We start from the raw sequence: 21,639 nt of genomic DNA, 5'->3' as shown, positions 1-21,639 counted from the left end.
GCACGGATCGCTGCGCGACTGAGTTCGAGTGTAATGAAGCCCAGGCGGCGTGTCAGCCTTCCAAAGTGAATAAATCTGCCGGACACATTGGCAGGTTCGTAGGCTTCCCCAGTGATCTTCCTACCAATGGCGTCTCAACCGGGCATCTCTGACGATACTCCCGAACCGCGCACTACCACCCGGCGTCGAGGCGTTCCCGCAGGTCCGCCAGGGAGGCGCCGACCGCCTGCTGCCCGCGTTCGTCGCCCAGCCGGCGCAGCACCGACAGGGACGCCCGGTACTCCCGCTCGGCCTCCTCGAAGCGGCGCTGCGCGGTGTGCGCCTCCGCCACCCGGGCGAGCAGCCGGGCCTCGGCGGCCTGGTCGCCCATGGACTGCCGCAGGCCGAGCGCCCGGCCGTACCAGTCGGCAGCGCGCACCGCGTCACCGAGCGCCCGGTGACAGCCGGCCGCACTCTCCAGCGCGCGGGCACAGAGCGGCTCGTCGTCGGCGGAGCGGGCGTGGTCCAGGGCGGCCCGGTAGTGGCCGGCGGCCTGCTCCCAGCTGCCGGCGGCGGCCTGGAGGTCCCCCAGGTTGAGCAGCGCGGCGGCGGCACGGCGGGGCTTCCCGTGCCGCTCGGCCACCGTCAGCACCAGCTCGTGCAGCTGGTAGAGATCGGCCGGGGCGGCGGCGCCGGTCAGCGGCAGCGACCGGAGCAGGGCGGTGACCAGCCGGCCGGCCGAGCCGTCCAGGTCTCCCTGGCCGATCGCGTCGGCGACGGCGCCGAGCAGGACGTCGCGCTCGCCGAGCAGCCACTGCCGGGCCTGCGCGGCCGAGCGCAGTCTCAGCGGGCCGGGCAGCGGGTCCGGCGCGGGGCCGCCGGCCGGGTCGAGCAGGGCGCGGGCCGCCTCGGTGAGCCGGACCAGCCGCTCCAGCAGCCGCGCCCTGGCCAGCTCGACCGCGGCGGGCCGGTCCTCGCGCTCGCGCAGCCGCACCAGCCGGGGGTAGAGCCGGCCGGGTACCCGGTAACGGGGGGTGCCGTCGGCGGCGGGCGCCTCCTCGCCGAGCAGCTCCCGCTCGGCGAGCGCGGCCAGCATCGTGGCGGCCTCCGGCGCCGGGCAGCCGACCAGGGCGGAGGCGGTGCGCAGGTCCGCCGTCTGGGCGGGCGCGAGGGTGAGCGACCGCAGCATCCGGGCCTGGGCGGCCGGCAGCGTCCCGTAGAGGAGGGTGAACGCCCCGATCAGCGGGTCGTTGTCCGGGACGGGGACGGGTTCGGCGGGCTCGGGCCCGGGCTTCACCCAGGCCGCCGGGTCGGTCGGCGGCACGGCGGGCTTGTCGAGCGGCTTGTCGAGTGACTTGTCGAGCGGCCTGTCGACGGGCTTGTCGGCCGGCTTCCCGGCCTCGGCGTCCGCGGACCTCCCGCCCCCGGCGGCCGGCCGCTTCCCCCGTCCGGCCCGCTCCTCCGCCGACGGGCGCTTCCCGTTCTTCCCCGCCCGGACGTCCATGGCCGGGGAGTCCTTGACCGGGGCGTCCTGCCCGCCGGCCGCAAGGTCCTTCGCCGGGGCACCCATCCCGTCCGGCCTCCCCTCCTTCCCCGCCCCCTGCGCCGCCTTTCCCGCCGCCTTGGCCGCCGCAGTCCCCGCCGCCTGGCCTGCCACCGTCCCGTCCGCCTCCCGCACCGCCCGGGCCAGCTCCCGCGCCGCGTCCGTGACGGCCAGCTCGGGGTTTCCCCGCAGCCACCCGGCCATCAGCCGCAGCGCCGCGGGCCGGGAGGCGCAGGCCTCCGCGAGGTCGGCCCCGCCGACCGGGTCGCAGCTGATCCTGGTGCCGCCGACCAGGTCGCCGAGCAGTTCGCCCGAGGCCTGCCGGTCGAGCCCGCCGAGGATGACCGGGTCGATGTCCTCGATCCCGGTGAGCGGCCCGGCGGTGGTGGCCAGGACGAGGCAGCCCGGCTCGTCCGCGAGCAGCGGCCAGACCTGCCCGGCGTCCCGGACGTCGTCCAGCAGCATGAGGACCTTCCGCCCGGCCAGCGCCTCGCGCAGCGCGACGCAGGCGGGCTCGTCCCTCCCGTCCTCGACGGCGCCGGGCAGCGGCACGCCGGCACCGTCGGCACCGAGCTGCTCCAGCAGCCGCCGGGCGGCCCGGGCGGGCGGCACGCGGCCGCCGTCGGGGGCGGAGAGGCGGGCGAAGAGCACGCCGTCGGGGTAGTCGGCGGCGACGGTGACGGCGAACCGGGCCGCCAGTGTGGTCCGGCCGGAACCGGGGCGGCCGGCCAGCACCAGGACGGGGCTGCGGCCCTCGGCTGGCCGCGCGGCGGCGGCCCGCAGCGCGGCCAGCTCGGCGCGCCTGCCGACGAGCAGGGCAGGCCCGGCGGGCAGCCGGTCCAACCCGGGAACGCCCGGGGCGGGTGCGCCGGAGCCCGCTTCCATGGTCGCCGTCTTTCTCGCCACCCGTGCCACTCCCGACGTCACCCAGTGCTCAGCGGAGGCGGCCCGGCAGGGGCGCCCTGTCTGCGAAGCGTAGTTCGGCCGTCCGGCTCGGCCGAGGTGACATCCGGTCGTACGAACCGGTAAATCACCCCTGCGGATCAACCGCGGGGCGCGGCTCCCGGAATCAGGCCTCGAAGGGCCGGGCCGGCCAGGGCGAGTCCGCGGGCCGCAGCGCGTCCAGGCCGCCGGGGCCGGCGAGCGCCGCGTGCACGGCGAGGGTGCCGGTGATCAGGGTGGGGTTGTGCAGTTCGCCGGCGTGGATCAGGCGGACCAGCTCCGCGACGGGCACCCGGGCGGTCTCGATCTCGAGCTCCTCGCCGTGCGCCTCGTAGCGCTCGCCCTCGGCCTCGGCGAGGTCGGTGGCGAGGAAGAGCCGCAGCGCCTCGTCGGTGCCGCCGGGCGAAGTGTAGAAGTCGACCAGCACCCGCCAGGCCCCGGCCTTGCAGTGCGCCTCCTCGTACAGCTCGCGCTGGGCGGCGTGCAGCGGGTTCTCGCCGGGCACGTCGAGCAGGCCGGCCGGCAGCTCCCAGAGCCGCTGGCGGACGGGGTGGCGGTACTGGCGCAGGATGAGCACCCGCTGCTGGTCGTCCAGCGCGAGGACGGAGACCGAGCCGGGGTGGGTCTGATAGTCGCGGCGGGCCCAGCTGCCGTCGGGCATCCGGACCTCCTCGGTGCGCACGCCGGTGACCTTGCCCTGGAACGGCGTGTCGCTCTCCCGGACCTCCCACTCCTCCGCCACGTCGAAGATGCCCTGGTCGTCCATCAGTCTCCCCTTTTCGTCAGTACGACACAATCTAACGCCGAACGGCGGCCCCGCGGGAATCGCGGGGCCGCCGTTCGGTGAACGGTGACGGCCTACTCCGAGGCGTCCGCCGTCTTGATCTCGATGGCCGCCTTCACCAGGCCCGCGAAGAGCGGGTGCGGGCGGGTCGGGCGGGACTTCAGCTCCGGGTGGGCCTGGGTGGCCACCAGGTAGGGGTGCACCTCGCGCGGGTACTCGACGTACTCGACCAGGTCACCCTTCGGGGAGAGGCCGGAGAACTGCAGGCCGGTCTTCTCCAGGTCGGCGCGGTACGCGTTGTTGACCTCGTAGCGGTGGCGGTGGCGCTCCTCGACGTACTGCTCGCCGCCGTAGACCTCGCGGACGATCGAGCCCTCGGCGAGCTTGGCCGGGTAGAGGCCCAGGCGCATGGTGCCGCCCAGGTCGCCCTTGCCGTCGACGATCGCCAGCTGCTCGGCCATGGTGGAGACGACCGGGTACTTGGCGGCCGCGTCGAACTCGGTCGAGTTGGCCTCGGGCAGGCCGGCCAGGTTGCGGGCGGCCTCGATGACCACGCACTGCAGACCCAGGCAGAGGCCGAGCAGCGGGATCCTGTTCTCGCGGGCGTAGGTGATCGCGGCGACCTTGCCGTCCACCCCGCGGTCGCCGAAGCCACCGGGGATGCAGATCGCGTCCACGTCGCCGAGGTGCTCCTGTGCGCCCTCGGGCGTGGTGCAGTCGTCCGAGGTGACCCACTTGATCTCGACCCGGGCGTTGTTGGCGAAACCGCCGGCGCGCAGCGCCTCGGTCACCGACAGGTAGGCGTCCGGAAGGTCGATGTACTTGCCCACCAGCGCGACCTTGACGATGTGCTGCGGCTCGTGGACGCGGCGCAGCAGGTCGTCCCAGGTGGTCCAGTCGACGTCGCGGAACGGCAGGTCCAGGCGGCGGACGACGTAGGCGTCCAGGCCCTCGCCGTGCAGCACCTTGGGGATGTCGTAGATCGACTTGGCGTCGATGGCCGCGACCACGGCCTCCTCGTCCACGTCGCACATCAGCGAGATCTTGCGCTTGATGGCCTGCGGGACCTCGCGGTCGGCGCGCAGCACGATGGCGTCCGGCTGGATGCCGATGTTGCGCAGCGCGGCCACCGAGTGCTGGGTGGGCTTGGTCTTCAGCTCGCCCGAGGGGCCGATGTAGGGCAGCAGGGACACGTGCACGAAGAAGACGTTGTCCCGGCCGACCTCGTGGCGGACCTGGCGGACGGCCTCCAGGAAGGGCAGCGACTCGATGTCGCCGACGGTGCCGCCGACCTCGGTGATCACCACGTCCACGTCCTCGGTCGCCATCCGGCGGATCCGGGACTTGATCTCGTTGGTGATGTGCGGGATCACCTGGACGGTGTCGCCCAGGTACTCGCCGCGGCGCTCCTTGGCGATGACGGTCGAGTACACCTGGCCGGTGGTGACGTTCGCCGAGCCGTGCAGGTTGGTGTCGAGGAACCGCTCGTAGTGACCGATGTCGAGGTCGGTCTCGGCGCCGTCGTCGGTGACGAAGACCTCACCGTGCTGGAACGGGTTCATGGTGCCCGGGTCCACGTTGAGGTACGGGTCGAGCTTCTGCATCGTCACACGCAGGCCGCGGGCCTTGAGCAGGGCGCCCAGGCTGGAGGCGGTGAGGCCCTTGCCGAGCGACGAGGCGACACCCCCGGTGACGAAGAGGTGCTTGGTCGTCACGGCGCGGCCGTTCGATGCCTTGCCGGAATGGGGCTGTGCCAAGAGGGGGCTCCCGTGGGTCGCGTGTCGAAGGTGACGTGGGCGGGAGGCTCGCGGCTCGCCTGAACCGACCGGAGCGGGGTGCGGTGCACGTCGCTCGCGGGGTCGTCGGTTCGGCTGGTCCGGGGCGTTTGATCCCACCGGTCCACGGGATACCAGGGTAACAGTGACCCGGCCGGGACGCGTTCCGGGCACTCCCGGTGTCCTCGGACCGCACGCCCGGCGCACCACCGGGCGCACAACAGGCGCACCATACGGCGCATGGGTCACACCGGTTTCACGACCGGCCCGGGCGGGCCACCCGGCGGCACTCGTCCGGGCCATGACCAGCCCTCCCGACGGGCCACCCGGTGGTGATCCTTCCGGGCCATCCTGCCCGCCACCCCCGCGATGCACGGCATTTCCGCCGAATTGTGGCGCCACACGGGGCTGCGCCCGCGTGCTTCGCCCCTTTCGTCCGTCGTAAGCTGCACGGACGCATCGCCGACAGCACGAGCACGCGGAGGGCGTGGGAGGGTCAGGAAACCTCTCGGTCCCCGATGCGCGACCGGACCTCCCCGTATTCGAGCCCCTCCCCACCCACTCCGGGGTCTCGACCGAGCCTCGCGCGGACACTCCAGCAAGGCCCGCCGGCACCCATCGGCAGGCCGGACGTCCCGGGGGCGGCCCCGGCCCCGCAGACCCGCTGGCTCTCCCCGGATCGCCGATGCGTCGTGACCACATTGCGAACTGGAGATCCACGTGGCCGGCCGTATCGAGGACTACGCACTCATCGGGGACATGCAGACCGCCGCCCTGGTCAGCAGGGACGGGGCGGTCGACTGGCTGTGCCTGCCCCGCTTCGACTCGCCGGCGGTCTTCGCCGGCCTGCTCGGCACCGATGAACACGGCTTCTGGCGGATCGGCCCGGCCGAAGTGGTCGACACCGAGCTGCCCGCCCCGGCGGCCGCCCCGGCCCCGGCCGCACCGCGCGCGCGCTTCACCGACACCGGCGACCTCCGCGTCCCGCCGCCCACCGCGGCCGCGCCGGCCGTCCCCGCCGACCGGCGCCGCTACCGGGGCGACTCGCTGATCCTGGAGCAGGAGTGGGACTGCCGGGGCGGCAGCGTCCGGGTGATCGACTTCATGCCCCCGCGCCCGCTGGCCGGCCGGGACTCCGTCCCCCAGGTGATCCGGATCGTCGAGGGCCTGTCCGGCACGGTCCGGATGCGCTCGGCGGTGCGGATGCGGTTCAGCTACGGCCGGATCGTCCCCTGGGTGCACCGGGTCGAGCAGGCCGACGGCGGCCACCGCACCGTCGCCGTGGCCGGCCCCGACTCCGTCTGGCTGGACGGCGAGGCCGAGACGTACGGGCGCAACCTCACCACCTACGCCGACTTCACCGTCACGGCCGGCGAGCGGATCGCCTTCGCGCTCACCTGGCAGGCCTCCCACCTGGAGGCGCCGACCGCCCCGGACGCCGAGGAGATGCTCGACGCCACGGCCGGCTTCTGGCACGACTGGGCCGGCCAGTGCACCTACCAGGGCCCCTACCGCGAGGCCGTGATCCGCTCGCTGATCACCCTCAAGGGCCTCACCTACGCCCCCACCGGCGGCATCGTCGCCGCCCCCACCACCTCGCTGCCCGAGGACATCGGCGGCGAGCGCAACTGGGACTACCGCTACACCTGGCTGCGCGACGCCGCGATCACGCTCTCCTCGCTGCTGCGCACCGGCTACCGCGACGAGGCCAAGGCCTGGCGCGAGTGGCTGCTGCGCGCCGTCGCCGGGGACCCGGAGAACCTGCAGATCATGTACGGCATCGCCGGCGAGCGCGAGCTCACCGAGTCCTCGCTCGACTGGCTGCCCGGCTACGAGGGCTCCCAGCCCGTCCGGGTCGGCAACGGCGCGGCCGGCCAGCTCCAGCTGGACGTCTACGGCGAGGTGGTCGAGGCCCTGCACCTGGCCCACATGACCGGCCTGGTCCGCAACGACCACGCCCACCACCTCCAGCTGCGCCTGATCGAGTACCTGGAGGACCACTGGCAGGAGCCGGACGAGGGCATCTGGGAGGTCCGCGGCCCGCGCCGGCACTTCGTCCACTCCAAGGTGATGGCCTGGGTCGCCGTCGACCGCACCATCAAGCTGCTGGAGCAGACCCCCGAGGACGCGCCCTCCGACGGCCACCTGGAGCGCTGGCGCGAGCTGCGCGAGACCATCCACCGGGACGTCTGCGAGAAGGGCTACGACCCGGAGCGCAACACCTTCACGCAGTACTACGGCGGCAAGGAGCTGGACGCCTCGCTGCTGCTGATCCCGCAGGTGGGCTTCCTCCCGCCGGACGACAAGCGGGTGATCGGCACCATCGAGGCCATCCAGCGCGAGCTCTCCACCGAGGACGGCTTCGTACTGCGGTACCCGACGCACGACGAGAGCGGCAACAACGTCGACGGCCTCTCCGGCCACGAGGGCGCCTTCCTGGCCTGCTCGTTCTGGCTGGCCGACGACCTCGCCATGATCGGCCGGGTGCAGGAGGCACGCGAGCTCTTCGACAAGCTGCTGGCCCTGCGCAACGACATCGGGCTGCTCGCCGAGGAGTGGGACCCGCGGGAGAAGCGCCAGGTCGGCAACTTCCCGCAGGCCTTCAGCCACGTCCCGCTGATCGACACCGCGCTGCGGCTCACGGCTTGCGGCGGTGCCTACCTCTCCGCCCAGCCGGACGGCCTGGCCGCCGACCGGGCCGAGCAGGCCACCGTCTGAGCGGGCGGGTCCCGTCCGGTCGATCCCGGCGGACGGGACCTAGCCGGTGCGCTGGACCAGCTCGTCGTAGGTGCTGAGCACCTGGGCGACGGTGGCGGCCTCGTCCGGCCAGGTCTCGGCCTGCTGCCGGCCGGCCGCCACCAGCCGTTCGCGGCGGGCCGGGTCGGCCAGCAGCTCGCGCACGGCGCGGCCGATCGCGGCAGCGTCGCCGGGCGGGACGAGCACGGCCGCGTCCCCGACCAGTTCGGGGACGCCGCCGACGGCGGTGGCGACCACCGGCACGCCGGCCCGCATCGCCTCCTGGACCACCAGGGAACGGGCCTCCCAGCGGCTGGAGACGACCACCACGTCGGCGGCGGCCAGCAGGTCCGGTACGTCGGTGCGGTAGCCGAGCAGGCGGACGGGGAGCTTCTCGGCGGCCACCCGCTCGCGCAGCGGGGTGGCCTCCGGGCCGTCCCCGGCGAGCAGCAGCAGCGGCTCCGGGTCCAGCGCGGCCAGCTCCCGGCAGGCGTCCAGCAGCAGCCCGAAGGCCTTCTGCGGGACGAGCCGGCCGACCGCCAGCAGCAGCGGGCGGTCCGGGCCGTCGCCGAGCAGCGCCGCCCGGGCCTCGGCCCGCTCCAGCCGGCCCTCCGGCATCGGCGGGGCGGCGACCGGCCCGAGGCGGGCGTCGGTGGCGCCCAGCTCGCGGGCGCGGGCCACCAGGTCGGAGGAGGCGCCGAGCACCAGGTCGGCGGCGCGAGCCACCCGGCGCTCCATCAGCCGCTGGAGCCGCCGCTCCATGCCGGTGGCCAGCAGCGCGTGGTGCGAGGTGACCACCAGCGGGGTCTCCGGGCGCAGGCCCGGGAAGCGGCCGGCGGTGCGCAGCGCCAGGTCGGAGAGGAGCGCGGCGCGCAGGCCGTGGGCGTGCACCACGTCGGCGCCGGTGAAGGCCCGGCGCAGCTCGCCGATCGCGGCGGCGTCGCTGCGGGCTCCCGCGGTGGGGGTGATGTCGACCAGGTGGAATCTGGCGCCGGTGCGGGAGAAGCCGAAGAGCGCGTCCGTGCCTGCGGGCGCGCACACCGTCACGGCCACTCCGTGCGCGACCAGGCCCTGTGCCAGCGAGCGCACGTGCGCACCGATGCCGCCGGTACTGGCGGCCAGGACGAGCACCACGTGCAGCTGACCCGGTTCTGGGGCGGCCGCGGCGGCCCGGGCGGCGGAATGGTCCACGTCGTCTCGCATCCGACTCGATCAGGTTCGCGCGCCGCGGTGCGAGGATTTCCCGCCAGCGACGCTCGGGACTGGAAAGCCAGTGTCCAGCCGCCACCATGCCAGGTCGGCGGCCCTCTTGGACAGTCGGCGCCACCAGGGCGCGTCGCCGTCGGTCCGCAGGGGGCCGCCGGCGCCGGCTACCGGTGGCGCGGCGCCCTGGCGGCGGCCAGCAGCTCCTCCGCGTGGGCACGGCCGAGCTCGGAATCCTCGAGTCCGGCCAGCATCCGGGAGAGTTCGCGCACCCGCTCCTCGTCGTTCAGCACCTTGACACCGCTGCGGGTCACGGTGCCGTCGTTGGTCTTCTCGACCACCAGGTGCCGGTCGGCGAAGGCGGCGACCTGCGGGAGGTGGGTGACCACCACGACCTGGGCGGATTCGGCCAGTTTGGCGAGGCGGCGGCCGATCTCGACCGCGGCCTTGCCGCCGACGCCGGCGTCCACCTCGTCGAACAGGTAGGTGGGGACGGGGTCGGCGCCGGCGAAGACCACCTCGACGGCGAGCATCACCCGGGACAGCTCACCGCCGGACGCGCCCTTGGCGATCGGCCGGGGCTGGGCGCCGGGGTGCGGGGCGAGGAGTACCTCGACCTCGTCCACGCCGTGCTGTCCGTAGGCGACGGTGCGGCCCTCGATCTCGATCCCGGACAGGTCGTCGACCTGGCTGATCGAGAAGGTGACCCGGGCGTGCGGCATGGCGAGTTCGGCCAGCTCGGCGGAGACGGCCTCGGCGAAGCGGCCGGCGGCGGCGTGCCGGGCGGCCGAGACCTCGGCCGCCAGCTCGGCCAGCTCGGCGCGCAGCGCGGTCTCCCGGGCACCCAGCTCGTCGATCCGCTCGTCGTCGCCGTCGAGCTCGAGGAGCCGGGCGGAGCCGGTCTCGGCCCAGGCCAGCACCTCGGCCAGGGAGTTCTCCGGGCCGCCGTACTTGCGCAGCAGCTGGGCCAGGACGGCCCGGCGGTCCTCGACGGCGGCCAGCCGGACGGGGTCGGCGTCCAGGTCGTCGGCGTAGCCGGCCAGGTCGCCGGCCACGTCGGCGAGCAGGTAGCCGACCTCGTTCAGCCGGTCGGCGAGGGTGGCGAGCCGCTCGTCGTGGTGGCGGACGGCGTCCAGGGCGCGGCGGGACTGGGCGAGCAGGGTGCCGGCGTCCAGCGCCTCCGGGTCGGCCGGGTCGCCGGCCAGGGCGGCGTGGGCGAGGGTGGCGGCGGAGGAGAGCGCGTCGGCGTGGCCGAGCCGCTCGGCCTCGGCGCTCAGTTCGGCGTCCTCGCCGGCCACCGGCTCGGCGGCGGCGACCTCGTCCAGGCCGAAGCGGAGCAGGTCCGCCTCCTGGGCGCGCTCGCGGGCCCGGGTGGTCAGCTCCTCCAGGGTGGCGGAGACCTCGCGCAGCCGGCGGTAGACCTCGCGGTACCGGGCCAGCGGCTCGGCCACCGCCTCGCCCGCGTAGCGGTCCAGGGCGCCGCGCTGGCGGGCCGGGCGGAGCAGCCGCTGCTGGTCGGTCTGGCCGTGGACGGCGATCAGGTCCTCGCCGAGTTCGGCCAGCAGCCCGACCGGCACGGCCCGGCCGCCGACGTACGCCCGGGAACGGCCCTCGGCGGAGACGGTCCGGCTGATCAGCAGCGCGCCGTCGTCCAGTTCGGCGCCGGCCTCGACCGCGCGGGCGGCCACCGGGGAGCCGGCGGGCAGCTCGAGGCGGCCCTCGACGACCGCGCGCCCGGCGCCGTTGCGCACCAGGCCCGGGTCGGCGCGGCCGCCGAGCAGCAGCCCGAGGCTGGTCACCACCATCGTTTTGCCGGCGCCGGTCTCACCGGTCACGGCGGTGAAGCCGGGGGCCAGTTCGACCACCGCGTCGTCGATGACCCCAAGATCCCGTATCCGCATCTCGTCCAACACGGTGACGACCTTACGAGGTTCCACCCCCGCCGCGCGACGAGCGGCAACTCTGCGCCCGCAAGTTCATCCCTTCCGGGAAGTTTGCGCACTGGTGGGGACGGTGCACCACCGCAGGAAGAACTGTGCGAGCGGGCCGATGGCCAGCGCGTACGCGACGGTGCCGACGCCGGCGGTACCGCCGAGCAGGACACCGGCGGCCAGCACGGCCAGTTCGATCCCGGTCCGGATCAACCGCAGCGAGCGGCCGGTACGCCGGTGCAGGCCGGTCATCAGGCCGTCGCGCGGGCCGGGGCCGAAGCGGGCGCCGATGTAGAGGCCGGTGGCCAGGCCGTTCAGCAGGATCGCGGCGGTCATCAGGGCGATCCGGGCCGGCAGCGGGCCGGGTGTGCCGACCACCCCCAGGGTGACGTCCATCGCCGCGCCGAGCACCAGCACGTTGGCGACGGTGCCGAGGCCGGGGCGCTGGCGCAGCGGGATCCAGAGCAGCAGGACGAGGGCGCCGCAGATGGTGACCCAGGTGCCCACCGAGAGGCCCGCGGTGCGCTGGAGGCCCTGGTGGAAGACGTCCCAGGGGTCGAGACCGAGCCCGGAGCGCAGCATCAGCCCCATGCTCGTCCCGTACAGCCAGAGGCCGACGGCGAGCTGCGGGAGCCGGCGGCCCAGCGCGTGGGTGTCGCCGAGCAGGCGGACGGCGAGGGAGGTCCCGGCGGTGACGGGAGCGGGGACGGGCGTGGGCGTGGTGGTGGTGGCCATCGGGTCTCCTGCGGGTGGTGCTGCACCCCGGGGCCTCGCCGCCGGCGGTGGCGGACTCCATGGCCGCCCTGCCATGATGGGCAGGCCAATGCAGCCCACTCCAGGGCCAATTCCAAGCAAGTGGACTGATCAGCATGGCCGACTGGCACACCACCGTCACCGCCGCCGCACTCGCCCGGCTGCTCTCCACCGCCCGGCTGCCCGAGCCGGCCTCCCGCCGGCCCGCCTACCGCACCCTGGCCGGGCAGATCCGGCTGCTGGTCTCCGAAGGCCGACTGCCGGTCGGCGCCCGGCTGCCCGCCGAACGCGAACTGGCCCTCGCCCTGCGGCTCAGCCGCACCACCGTGGCCACCGCGTACGAGGCCCTGCGCACCGACGGCTACCTGCGCAGCCGGCGCGGATCCGGCAGCTGGACCGCCCTGCCCGAGGGTGCGCCGCCGCCCGGCGACGCACTGCAGCCGGTGCCGCCGGACGAGCAGGGCCACACCCTGGACCTCGGCGTCGCCGCGCTGCCCGCCCCGCAGCCCTTCCTCGGCGCGGCCGCCGCCCGGGCCGTCGAGCAGCTGCCCGCGTACGCCGCCGGGCACGGCCACTTCCCCACCGGCGTCCCGGTGCTGCGCGAGGCGGTGGCCCGCCGCTTCACCGAGCGCGGACTACCCACCACCCCCGACCAGATCCTGATCACCATCGGCGCGATGGGCGGCCTGCACCTCGTCCAGCGGGCGCTGATCGGCCGCGGCGACCGGGTCGCCGTCGAGGCGCCCAGCTACGCACACACGCTGCAAGCACTGCGGCGGGGTGAGGCCCGCCTCGTCCCCGTCCCGTACGCCTGGCCCGGCGGTGCGGCCCGGCAGCCCGAGTGGGACCTCCCCGAGTGGCGGCGGGTGCTGCACGGCGCCGCGCCCAAGGTCGCCTACGTGATCCCGGACTTCCACAACCCGACCGGCGCCCTCGTCTCCGAGGAGCAGCGCCGCGAACTGCTGGCCGCCGCCCGCGCCGCCGGCACCGTGGTGCTGGTCGACGAGACCACCGCCGAACTCGGCTGGGGCGTCCCGGACGACGCCGCACTCCCCCGCCCGATGGCCGCGCTGGACCGCTCGGCCCAGGTGGTCACGGTCGGCTCGGCCGGCAAGCTGCTCTGGGGCGGCCTGCGGATCGGCTGGGTCCGGGCCGCCCCCGCCCTGGTCCGCCGGCTGGCCTCCGAGCGCGTCTACAGCGATGTCGGCGCCCCGGTGCTGGACCAGCTGATCGCCGCCGAGCTGCTGGGCGAGCCGCTGGCCGCCGTCCGCGCCCATCAGCTGGACCGGATGCGGGCCACCGCCGACGCCTTCGCCCGCGCACTGCCCGCCCACCTGCCCGAGTGGCGCTACGCCGCCCCGCCCGGCGGGCTCGTGCTCTGGGTCTCCACCGGCGGCGTCTCCGGCGCGGCGCTGGCCCTGGCGGGCGAGCACGGTGGCGTCCGGATCGCCGCGGGCAACCGCTTCGGCTCGGACGGCGCGTTCGAGCACCACATCCGGATCCCGCTCACCCTGCCGGCCCCGGCCGTGCCGGCCGCCGTCGAACGCCTCGCGGCGCTCGCCACCCGGGCGGCCGCCGGCGGCCGGTGGAGCGAGGCCGCCGACGACAGCCAGCCACTGGCGGTCTGACGAAGAGTCAGTTCACCGTGGCCTGCGGTGGATTCAGTGCGTCTCCGCCCGCCCGCGCCAACCCGTCACCGGCAGCGCGAACTTGGCCACCAGACGGTCGGTGAACGGCGCCCGGTGCAGCCGCGCCAGGCGCACCGGCGTCTGGCCCCGGCGGACCTCCACCCGTGCCCCGGCGGGCAGTTCGACCGAACGACGGCCGTCGCACCAGAGCACCCCGTGCGGGGTCTTCGGCTGCACCTCCACCGCCAGCACCGAGTCCGGCGAGGTCACCAGCGGCCGGGCGAACAGCGCGTGCGCGCTGATCGGCACCATCAGCAGCGCCTCCACCTCCGGCCAGACCACCGGCCCGCCGCCGGAGAACGCGTACGCCGTCGAGCCGGTCGGCGTCGCACAGACCACCCCGTCACAGCCGAAGTTGGAGACCGGGCGGCCGTCCACCTCGGTCACCACCTCCAGCATCCGCTCCCGGGACGCCTTCTCGATCGACGCCTCGTTCAACGCCCAGTCGTGGTGCACCACATCACCGTTGGTCCGGACGATCACGTCGAGGGTCATCCGCTCCTCGACCTCGTAGTCGGCGTCGACCACCCGCTCGACCACCACCGCGAGATCGTCCCGCTCGGCCTCGGCGAGGAAGCCCACCCGGCCGAGGTTGATGCCCAGCATCGGCAGCCCGTGCTCGCGCGCCAGCTCCGCACCGCGCAGCAGCGTCCCGTCCCCGCCCGCGACCAGGATCAGCTCACAACCGTCCGCCGCACCCGGCCCCCCGGCCACCCGCTCGACCCCGTCCGGCAGATCCAGGTCCACCGCCTCGGCCGCCAGCAGCCGGATTCTGATCCCCGCCTTCAGCAGGCCGTGCACCAGCCCCTCGACACTGCGCAGCGCCGCCTCCCGGCCGGTGTGCGCGATCAGGAAGACCGTACGTTCATCATTCATGCCCGCTGCCCTCTCCCTACGGCTGCCGGGTCGCCCTTGGCCCGGTTCGGCCGCGTCACCCAGCATGACGGACCGGACGTCCGCAGAGCACCCTATCGGGGGCCCTCCGCGACGGCCCGGTCCGCCTCCGCCGGGTCCAACTGCTCGGCGTCCCGGCGCAGCCAGAGGAAGTACTCGACGTTCCCGGACGGCCCCGGCAGCGGGCTCGCCGTGACGGCCCGCACACCCAGCCCGAGCTCCCAGGCCTGCCCGGCGACCTGGCGCACCATCTCGGCACGCAGCTGCGGGCTGCGCACCACCCCGCCGCTGCCGAGCCGCTCCTTGCCGATCTCGAACTGCGGCTTGACCATCAGCACCAGGTCGGCGTCCTCGGCGGCGCAGCCGGCCAGCGCGGGCAGGACCAGGCCGAGCGAGATGAACGAGAGGTCGCCGACCACCAGGTCGACCGGCGTGCCGCCGATCAGGTCCACGGTCAGCTCGCGCACGTTGGTGCGGTCCATCACCGTCACCCGGTCGTCGCTCTGCAGCGACCAGGCCAGCTGCCCGTAGCCGACGTCCACCGCCAGCACGTTTGCCGCCCCGGCGCGCAGCAGCACGTCGGTGAAGCCGCCCGTGGAAGCGCCCGCGTCCAGCGCCCGGCGGCCCTCGACCACCAGGCCCTGCGGCACGAAGGCGGCGAAGGCGCCGGCCAGCTTGTGGCCGCCGCGCGAGACGTAGTCCGGGTCGTTCTCGTCCTTGGCCACCACGACCGCCGCCGAGGTCTCCACCTGGGTGGCCGGCTTGGTCGCGGTGGTGCCGCCGATGGTCACCCGGCCGGCCGCGATCAGCTCGGACGCGTGCTCGCGCGACCGGGCCAGCTTGCGGCGGACCAGCTCCGCGTCGAGACGGCGTCGTGCCACTGCCACTGGTGTTTCAGCTCCTACAGGTGGTTCTGCGGGTCATCCCCGGCGGGTCATTCCCGGTCGAGCGCGGCCAGCGTGTCGGTCAGCCGCTGGTGAACATCTTCGTACACCGCGACGTGCGCGTCGGTCGGTACCCCGTCCAGCGCCTCCAGCCGGGCCAGCCCGGCGTCCACGGCCGGGTGGCCGGTCGGGGTGAGCTCGACGCCCAGCGGGAGCGGTTCACCCACGGCGCCGGGCGTGCCCGCGGCGGGGGCGAGAGCCGCGACGGCCGGGTCGAGGTCAGGCATCGGACTGCTCGGGCTTCTTCGCGCCGCCGGTCTTCCTGACGGCCGCGGTCTTCCTCACCGCCGCCTTCCTGGTGACGGCCTTCCTGGCCGCCGCGTCCTTGGTGGCCGCGTTCTCCGTGGCCGCGGCCTTGGTGGCCGGCTTCCGGACCGTGGTCTTGTCGGCGGCAGCCTTCTTCGTGGCCGCCTTCTTCGTGGCCGCCTTCTTCGCGGTCGCCTTCGTCGCGGTCGTCCTGTTCGCGGTCGCCTTCTTCGCCGCGGGCTTCGGGGCGGGCTTCGCCGCGGGCTTCGGGGCGGGCTTCGGGGCGGGCTTCGAGGGCGTCTTGGACGCAGCCTTGGACACGGCCTTGGACGTGGCCCTGGACGCGGGCTCGGGGGCGTCCGCAGGCTTCGCCGGGGCCTTCCTCGCGGGCCTCTCCGCCACCGGTTCCTGCACCGCCCGCCCCGCACGCACCGGCGGCACCGGGGGATCGACCTCGACCGGCGCGTCGACCTCAACCCGCTCGGCCACTATCGGCTCACCGACCGCCCGGGCCGCGGGCGCCGCCGGCTCGTCCTCACGCTCCCAGCCCTGCCCGAACAGCCCGTCGGCCCGGGGCGCCGGCCCGGGCTCCTCCGCCCCGGCCCCCGGCTTCGGCGCGGGCGCGACGCCCTCCTCCTCGACCTCGCGCAGCTTGCTCTCCAGGTAGGCGAGCACCACGCCGACCTTGGTCACCTGGTCACCGACCCGCTCGAAGGCCTTCTCCACCTCGCCACGCGCCACCCCGACGGCCAGGTCCACCCCGGCCCGCCCGGCGGTCAACGCCTCCTCGGCCAGCGTCTGCAGCGACTCGGCGGACGGCGGGAACTGCCCACCCAGCCGGCGCTCGAGCTCGGCGACGTCGAGCCCGCCCTTCTCCAGCAACCCGGCCGCCGTCCCGACGACCCGCTTGCCGACCTCCTCCACCAGCCCGGCGGCGACCTCCACCGCTCCCCGCACCGTCTTCGGCAGCATCCGGGTGCCTCCTTAGCGCCTGCGCGCATTGCTTCGTCGCCGTCGGTGCCCGGACCGTTCCGGGCACCCCACAGACGACGCTACCGCCAAAACCCTCCTGCGGTACCGTGACCCCGCAGTCACCGCAGTCGCCGCCGTACAGGGAGTGGACCAGCCGCCATGGCCAACGCCGAGGAGTGCCGCGCGGCACTGGAACAGCTCAGCCGGAACATGGCGAAGTCAACCGGAGACGTCCGCAAGGCCGCCGCCCTCGACCGCTCGCTCACCTGCCGGATCACCGACCTCGACCTGACCTTCACCGGCCGGCTGCGCGGCGGCCGCATCGAGGACATCACCGAGGCCCCCGGCGCCCCCACGGAGAAGGCCGAGATCCGGCTCACCATGAGCAGCGACGACCTGGTCGCCATGGTCGACGGCCGGCTCAACTTCGCGTCCGCCTGGGCCGGCGGCCGGGTCAAGCTGGAGGCGGGCTTCCGCGACCTGCTGCGGCTGCGCACCCTGCTCTGACCCGGCCCCCGGGCCCCAGCCGCGGCCTCAGGGGCCCGGCATCTGCCGGACGGCCCTCAGAAGCCCAGCTCGGCCAGCGCCTTCCGGCCGTCCGCCGGCCCGCCGTCGGCGTCCAGAGCCGTCCAGGCCGCCGCGCACAGCGCCCGCAGCCCGTCCCAGCGGTCCTCGCCGGTGGCCGCGAACCGCAGCTCGCCGTCCTGCACCGCCGCGACCCAGCCGCCGCAGCCGAAGCCGCCGCCCGGCTGCCCGGCCACCTCCGGGTGCGGGGCCAGCAGCCCGCGCAGGTCCGCCGACAGGTAGGTCGGCCGATGCTCCACCGGGGCCTCCAGCAGCTGCGCGGCCGTCGTCACCCCGGTGAAGACCAGCAGGCTGTCCACCCCGCCGTTGAACGCGCCCTCGATGTCGGTGTCCAGGCGGTCCCCGACCACCAGCGGCCGCCGCGCCCCCGTCCGCAGCACCGTCTCCCGGTGCATCGGCGGCAGCGGCTTGCCCGCCACCTCCGGCTCCACGCCCGTCGCCGCCCGCACCGCCGCGACCAGCGTGCCGTTGCCCGGCGCGATGCCGCGCGCCTGCGGCACCGTCAGGTCCAGGTTGGACGCCACCCACGGCAGCCCGCTCTGGATCGCGAACGACGCCTCGGCCAAGTGCTGCCACCCCACCGAGGGGTCGAAGCCCTGGACCACCGCGAGCGGCTCCTCGGCCAGCGTCCGGACGGCCACCAGGCCACGCTCGGCCAGCGCCTCCTCCAGGCCCGGACCACCCACGACCAGCACCTTCGACCCGGCCGGGACCTTCTCGGAGACGACTCGGGCGGCCGCCTGCGCCGAGTTGATCACGTCCGCGGGCTCGGCGGGCACGCCCAGCTCGGTCAGGTGCGCGGCCACCACCCGGGGCGGGCGGGAGGCGTTGTTGGTCACGTACGCCAGCCGCATCCCGGCCGTCCGCGCGGAGGCCAGCGACGCCACCGCGTGCTCGATCGCGTGCGGCCCGGCGTACACCACACCGTCGAGGTCCAGCAGCGCCGTGTCGTACGCCTCGGTCAGCGGGAGCCCGCTCCCGCCAGGGGCGGTCCGTCGCGCGGTGGTGGCCGTCTCGGTCATGCCTGCTCTACCTCATTCACTGCGTCGATCGCCGTCATCCGTGTCATCCGTGCCATGCGTGCCATGCGTGCCGCGCCGCCCGCCCGTGGCGTCCGGGCCGCCCGAGTCGTTCGGGTTGCCCGAGCCGCCCGAGCCACCCGAGTCGTCCGGGCCGGGCACGGCCTGCGAGCCGTCACCGGCCCGCGGGGGCTCCAGGTACCCCGGTGCCCCGGGCAGCAGCGGTCCGAACGCGCCAGCGCGCGCCGCCAGGGTCGCCCGGGTCTGCCGCAGCGCGGCCCGGTAGTGGTCGGCCTCCGGTCGCATCGCCACGGCCAACGCCAGGTGCTCGGCGGACGTCTCGAAGTCGCCCAGCCGCGCGGCCGCGACGCCCCACCCGAACTGAGCGTAGTCGTCCGACGGATCGGCCAGGGCGACGGCCCGGAAGTTCTCCAGCGCCGCCGCGTACGAACCCGCGTCGAACTGCGCTCTCGCCAACGTCTCCCGGATGCTGCGCGAGTGCGGCTCCGCCGCGGCCGCCCGTGCCAGCAGCTGCTCGGCGGCGGCCGGGTGCCCTTGCGCCAGCAGTTTCCCGCCCCGGCGGAACCACTCGTACACGTCCCCCACGGGCTCCCCCGCCTGTCCCTGCGCCGGGACCCCGCCCCCGTCGGATCCCTCATCGCCCGCGAATCCGCCCGGGGAGCCCTCCGCGCCCCCGCTGCCGCCGTCCACCCGCTCCTGCCCGCCGCTGCGCTCGCTCACGCCGTACCTCGCCCTCGGTCACGACACCCGCCCCACCGACCAGCACGGGTGTTCCGATCTCTGAACAACGCGTACCCGGTTACGATGCCCAGAATGAGCACCCCCAGTGCAGAAAGCGGAGCGGAGTCTCCGCAGGGCGGCCCCGGCGATCCCGGTCACGTCGCCACCGCAGGTCTGTCCCTGTCCCCCTTCCGTGGCCTCCGATACGTCCCCGACCGGGTCGGCACCCTGGCCGCGGTGACCTCGCCCCCGTACGACGTCGTCGACCCCGGCCGCCGGCTCGACCTGGAGACGGCCGACCCGCACAACGTGGTCCGGCTGATCCTGCCGCGCCCCGAACCGGACGACGCCGGCGACCGCCCCGACCGCGACACCCGCTACCGGCACGCCGCCCGGCTGCTGAGCGACTGGCAGCGCGAAGGCGTCCTGGCCGCCGACCCGGAGCCCGCGCTGTACGTCTACGAGCAGCGCGTGCCCGCCGGCGGCGATTCCCCGGAGCTGCTCCAGCGCGGCCTGATCGGTGCCCTCGCCGTCAGCGGAAGCGAGGCCGGCGTCGTCCTCCCGCACGAGGACGTGATGCCCCGGCCGGTCGCCGACCGGGTCGGCCTGATGCGCACCACCCGCGCCAATCTCGAACCGCTGCTGCTCACCTACCGGGGCAACGGCGGCGCGGCCGGCGTGGTCGAACGCGCCGTCCAGGGCGAGCCGCTGCTCACCACGACCACCACCGACGGCACCCACCACCGTCTCTGGGCCGTCACCGACCCCGCCGAGATCGCCGAGATCGGCCGCGACCTGGCCACCTGCCGGGCGCTGATCGCCGACGGCCACCACCGCTGGGAGATGTACCTGCGGCTCCAGCGCGAGCACCGGCACCTGCCGCGCAGCCCGTGGGACCGCGGCCTGGTGCTGCTGGTCGACACCGCCCGCTACCCGCTGAAGGTCCGGGCGATCCACCGGGTGCTGTACCGGCTGCCGGTCACCGAGGCGCTGGAGAAGCTCGGCGACCGCTGGCAGGTCAAGGAGGTGCCCGGCCCGCTGGACACGGCGCTGCAGTCCCTCGCCGAGCAGAAGCGGCACGGCGGCAGCAGTTTCCTGCTGACCGGCGGCGCGGGCGTGTTCTGGCTGGTCGGCGAACCCGACGAGGACCTGCTCGACGCCACCGTGCCGCAGGACCGGCCGGAGGAGTGGCGCCACCTGGACGCGACCGTCCTGCATGCCACCCTGCTCGACCACACCTGGCGCGTCCCCGACGGCCCGGACGACATCGGCTACCTGCACACCGCCGTGGCCGCCGAGCGTGAGGCCGCCCGCAGCGGCGGCACCGCGGTCCTGCTGCACCCGGTGCGCGAGAGCGTGGTCCGCCGGCTCGCCGAGCAGGGCGTCACCATGCCGCGCAAGTCCACCTCCTTCGGCCCGAAGCCGGCCACCGGGCTGGTCCTGCGCAGCCTCGAACTGGGCTGACCCGAAAGCCGGTCCGAGCCGGTCCGAGCCGGTCCTAAGCCGCTCAGAAAGCAGTGAGGCCCTGCCTCGCCCCGGGAGATCCCGGGGCGAGGCAGGGCCTCACTCAGTCAGTACCGCTCGACCTCAGGCCTCAGGCCTCAGGGCTTCAGGCCTTGGCGTCGGTGGACCGCTCCGGCGCCACGCCGTCGAAGTCCTCGTCGATCTCCAGGTCGTCCTCGTCGTAGAACTCCTCGACGTCTTCCTCGTCCTCGAAGATCTCCCGCTCGTCCGCCACACCGCCGCCACGCGGCTTCGCCGGGGCTTCGACCTGCTCGGTGTCCTCGTCCAGCTCCGGGTCGAGCGCGTCCACGAACTCCAGACCGTCGATCTCGGCCAGTCGCTCCGAGGCGTTGGTCGCACCCTCGCTGTCGGCCTCGGCCGCCTTGGCGAACCACTCACGGGCTTCGTCGGCACGGCCGGCCGCGATCAGCGCCTCGGCGTAGGCGTACCGAAGACGCGCGGTCCACGGCTGCACCGAGCTGGAGGCCAGCTCGGGGCTCTGCAGGGTGACGACGGCCGCGTCGAACTGCTCCATGTCACTGCGGGCACCGGCCGCGACCAGGCGCATCTCGACCTGGCCGGCCTTGTCCAGCTGCTTCACCTCGGGCTCGCCGGCCATCGCCAGCGCCCGCTCCGGACGGCCCAGACCGCGCTCGCAGTCGGCCATCACCGGCCACAGGTCCGCCCGGCCGGTCATCCGGCGGGCGGCGCGGAACTCGGTCAGCGCCTCGGAGTAGCGCTGCGTCATGTAGGACGCGAAGCCGGCCGCCTCACGGACGGCGGCCACGCGGGAGGCCAGCCGCAGCGCGACGCGCGAGAACTGGTAGGCCTCCTCCGGCTCGCTGTCCAGCAGACGGGCGACCATCACCAGGTTGCGGGCGACATCGTCGGCGAGCGTCTTGGGCAGGCTCTTGAGCTCCTGGCGGACGTCCGCGTCCAGCTCGAAGCCGGTGACGTCCTCCGGAATCGGCAGACGCTTGACGGGCTCGTAGTTGCCCCGGCGGTCGTCGTAGTCCCGGCCACCGCGGTCGTCGCGGTCGCGGTTGTAGCCGCCCGACGGGCGGTCGTCACGACGCGGACGGTCGTCACGGCGGAAGCCGCCGCGGTCGTCACGGTCGCGGTTGAAGCCGCCACCCGACGGACGGTCATCGCGACGGAAGCCACCGCGGTCGTCACGGTCGCGGTTGTAACCGCCACCGGAGGGACTGTCGTCACGGCGGAAGCCGCCACCGGAGGGGCGGTCGTCACGACGCGGACGGTCGTCACGGTCACGGTTGAAGCCACCGGGACGGTCGTCACGGCGGAAGCCGCCGCCACCCGACGGACGGTCGTCACGACGGAAACCACCACGGTCGTCACGGTCACGGTTGTAACCGCCACCGGAGGGACGGTCGTCACGGC

General features: G+C 74.8%; 17 protein-coding genes. 4 read left to right on the top strand and 13 right to left on the bottom strand.

Annotated elements, in window-relative coordinates; translation table 11 throughout:
* Window positions 1-172: 172 nt before the first annotated feature.
* From ACZ3YO_RS32500 to ACZ3YO_RS32490, 3 genes are all read right to left on the bottom strand, one after another.
* Window positions 173-2,428: an AAA family ATPase gene (locus ACZ3YO_RS32500; protein ID WP_465576562.1), complete on the bottom strand. Its 2,256-nt coding sequence runs from the start codon at window positions 2,426-2,428 to the stop codon at window positions 173-175.
* Between the two features lie 163 nt (window positions 2,429-2,591).
* Window positions 2,592-3,230, bottom strand: coding sequence for an NUDIX domain-containing protein (locus ACZ3YO_RS32495; protein ID WP_465576560.1), 639 nt, complete (start codon window positions 3,228-3,230; stop codon window positions 2,592-2,594).
* A 92-nt stretch (window positions 3,231-3,322) separates the two neighbouring features.
* Complete coding sequence (locus ACZ3YO_RS32490) at window positions 3,323-4,963, bottom strand: CTP synthase (protein ID WP_396325824.1); 1,641 nt, start codon at window positions 4,961-4,963, stop codon at window positions 3,323-3,325.
* 780 nt (window positions 4,964-5,743) lie between these two features.
* Between ACZ3YO_RS32490 and ACZ3YO_RS32485 the strand changes: the two genes are divergently transcribed.
* Complete coding sequence (locus ACZ3YO_RS32485; RefSeq protein ID WP_465576557.1) at window positions 5,744-7,741, top strand: glycoside hydrolase family 15 protein; 1,998 nt, start codon at window positions 5,744-5,746, stop codon at window positions 7,739-7,741.
* Window positions 7,742-7,780: 39 nt separating this feature from the next.
* Here ACZ3YO_RS32485 and ACZ3YO_RS32480 read toward each other — a convergent pair whose 3' ends face one another.
* The 3 genes from ACZ3YO_RS32480 to yczE all read right to left on the bottom strand — a co-directional run bounded on the left by ACZ3YO_RS32480 (window position 7,781) and on the right by yczE (window position 11,628).
* The gene (locus ACZ3YO_RS32480; protein WP_465576554.1) at window positions 7,781-8,962 is read right to left on the bottom strand and encodes a glycosyltransferase family 4 protein; all 1,182 of its coding nucleotides are present in this window, start codon (window positions 8,960-8,962) and stop codon (window positions 7,781-7,783) included.
* 167 nt (window positions 8,963-9,129) lie between these two features.
* Window positions 9,130-10,863 carry a DNA repair protein RecN gene (recN, locus tag ACZ3YO_RS32475; protein ID WP_465576770.1) on the bottom strand — a complete coding sequence of 578 codons (1,734 nt, stop codon included), beginning with the start codon at window positions 10,861-10,863 and terminating at the stop codon, window positions 9,130-9,132.
* 75 nt (window positions 10,864-10,938) lie between these two features.
* On the bottom strand, window positions 10,939-11,628 hold the full coding sequence (gene yczE, locus ACZ3YO_RS32470) for a membrane protein YczE (protein WP_465576552.1): 690 nt from the start codon (window positions 11,626-11,628) through the stop codon (window positions 10,939-10,941).
* A 134-nt stretch (window positions 11,629-11,762) separates the two neighbouring features.
* Here yczE and yczR point away from each other — a divergent pair, with 134 nt between their 5' ends.
* Window positions 11,763-13,274 carry a MocR-like transcription factor YczR gene (yczR, locus tag ACZ3YO_RS32465; RefSeq protein ID WP_465576550.1) on the top strand — a complete coding sequence of 504 codons (1,512 nt, stop codon included), beginning with the start codon at window positions 11,763-11,765 and terminating at the stop codon, window positions 13,272-13,274.
* A gap of 33 nt (window positions 13,275-13,307) precedes the next feature.
* On the opposite strand, the gene ACZ3YO_RS32460 is transcribed toward yczR, so the two are convergent.
* The 4 genes from ACZ3YO_RS32460 to ACZ3YO_RS32445 form a co-directional block, all read right to left on the bottom strand.
* A complete protein-coding gene (locus tag ACZ3YO_RS32460) occupies window positions 13,308-14,210 on the bottom strand; it encodes an NAD kinase (RefSeq protein WP_396325819.1) in 903 nt (300 codons plus the stop codon).
* 92 nt (window positions 14,211-14,302) lie between these two features.
* Window positions 14,303-15,109 (bottom strand): TlyA family RNA methyltransferase, encoded by an 807-nt coding sequence (locus tag ACZ3YO_RS32455; protein WP_465551446.1) that lies wholly within the window; start codon window positions 15,107-15,109, stop codon window positions 14,303-14,305.
* A gap of 53 nt (window positions 15,110-15,162) precedes the next feature.
* Window positions 15,163-15,399, bottom strand: a complete 237-nt coding sequence (locus tag ACZ3YO_RS32450) for a hypothetical protein (RefSeq protein WP_465576546.1) — start codon at window positions 15,397-15,399, stop codon at window positions 15,163-15,165.
* Window positions 15,392-16,390 carry a hypothetical protein gene (locus ACZ3YO_RS32445; RefSeq protein ID WP_465576544.1) on the bottom strand — a complete coding sequence of 333 codons (999 nt, stop codon included), beginning with the start codon at window positions 16,388-16,390 and terminating at the stop codon, window positions 15,392-15,394. Before ACZ3YO_RS32445 ends, ACZ3YO_RS32450 begins: the two co-directional genes overlap by 8 nt.
* A gap of 159 nt (window positions 16,391-16,549) precedes the next feature.
* On the opposite strand from ACZ3YO_RS32445, the gene ACZ3YO_RS32440 reads away from it, so the two are divergent.
* A complete protein-coding gene (locus ACZ3YO_RS32440) occupies window positions 16,550-16,897 on the top strand; it encodes an SCP2 sterol-binding domain-containing protein (RefSeq protein WP_465576541.1) in 348 nt (115 codons plus the stop codon).
* 56 nt (window positions 16,898-16,953) lie between these two features.
* On the opposite strand, the gene ACZ3YO_RS32435 is transcribed toward ACZ3YO_RS32440, so the two are convergent.
* Both ACZ3YO_RS32435 and ACZ3YO_RS32430 read right to left on the bottom strand, forming a co-directional pair.
* A complete protein-coding gene (locus ACZ3YO_RS32435) occupies window positions 16,954-17,997 on the bottom strand; it encodes an HAD-IIA family hydrolase (protein WP_465576538.1) in 1,044 nt (347 codons plus the stop codon).
* A 12-nt stretch (window positions 17,998-18,009) separates the two neighbouring features.
* Window positions 18,010-18,735, bottom strand: coding sequence for a tetratricopeptide repeat protein (locus tag ACZ3YO_RS32430; RefSeq protein WP_465576535.1), 726 nt, complete (start codon window positions 18,733-18,735; stop codon window positions 18,010-18,012).
* A gap of 93 nt (window positions 18,736-18,828) precedes the next feature.
* Between ACZ3YO_RS32430 and ACZ3YO_RS32425 the strand changes: the two genes are divergently transcribed.
* Window positions 18,829-20,199, top strand: a complete 1,371-nt coding sequence (locus ACZ3YO_RS32425) for a DUF1015 family protein (protein ID WP_465576533.1) — start codon at window positions 18,829-18,831, stop codon at window positions 20,197-20,199.
* A 145-nt stretch (window positions 20,200-20,344) separates the two neighbouring features.
* Here the strand turns inward: ACZ3YO_RS32425 and ACZ3YO_RS32420 are convergent, their stop codons facing one another.
* Window positions 20,345-21,211 (bottom strand): tetratricopeptide repeat protein, encoded by an 867-nt coding sequence (locus tag ACZ3YO_RS32420; protein WP_465576767.1) that lies wholly within the window; start codon window positions 21,209-21,211, stop codon window positions 20,345-20,347.
* Window positions 21,212-21,639: the final 428 nt, after the last annotated feature.

The organism is Kitasatospora sp. NPDC022785, from assembly GCF_055561295.1.
Note: the sequence above shows the minus strand (reverse complement) of the source record. Positions and strands in the feature narration are given on the sequence as shown.

What these genes read in the sequence shown, in the direction of transcription:
- ACZ3YO_RS32495 (WP_465576560.1), bottom strand. Translation starts at nt 3,230, where the DNA reads ATGGACGACCAGGGCATCTTCGACGTGGCGGAGGAGTGGGAGGTCCGG.
- ACZ3YO_RS32480 (WP_465576554.1), bottom strand. Translation starts at nt 8,962, where the DNA reads ATGCGAGACGACGTGGACCATTCCGCCGCCCGGGCCGCCGCGGCCGCC.
- recN (WP_465576770.1), bottom strand. Translation starts at nt 10,863, where the DNA reads ATGCGGATACGGGATCTTGGGGTCATCGACGACGCGGTGGTCGAACTG.
- yczE (WP_465576552.1), bottom strand. Translation starts at nt 11,628, where the DNA reads ATGGCCACCACCACCACGCCCACGCCCGTCCCCGCTCCCGTCACCGCC.
- yczR (WP_465576550.1), top strand. Translation starts at nt 11,763, where the DNA reads ATGGCCGACTGGCACACCACCGTCACCGCCGCCGCACTCGCCCGGCTG.
- ACZ3YO_RS32460 (WP_396325819.1), bottom strand. Translation starts at nt 14,210, where the DNA reads ATGAATGATGAACGTACGGTCTTCCTGATCGCGCACACCGGCCGGGAG.
- ACZ3YO_RS32450 (WP_465576546.1), bottom strand. Translation starts at nt 15,399, where the DNA reads ATGCCTGACCTCGACCCGGCCGTCGCGGCTCTCGCCCCCGCCGCGGGC.
- ACZ3YO_RS32445 (WP_465576544.1), bottom strand. Translation starts at nt 16,390, where the DNA reads ATGCTGCCGAAGACGGTGCGGGGAGCGGTGGAGGTCGCCGCCGGGCTG.
- ACZ3YO_RS32440 (WP_465576541.1), top strand. Translation starts at nt 16,550, where the DNA reads ATGGCCAACGCCGAGGAGTGCCGCGCGGCACTGGAACAGCTCAGCCGG.
- ACZ3YO_RS32435 (WP_465576538.1), bottom strand. Translation starts at nt 17,997, where the DNA reads ATGACCGAGACGGCCACCACCGCGCGACGGACCGCCCCTGGCGGGAGC.
- ACZ3YO_RS32425 (WP_465576533.1), top strand. Translation starts at nt 18,829, where the DNA reads ATGAGCACCCCCAGTGCAGAAAGCGGAGCGGAGTCTCCGCAGGGCGGC.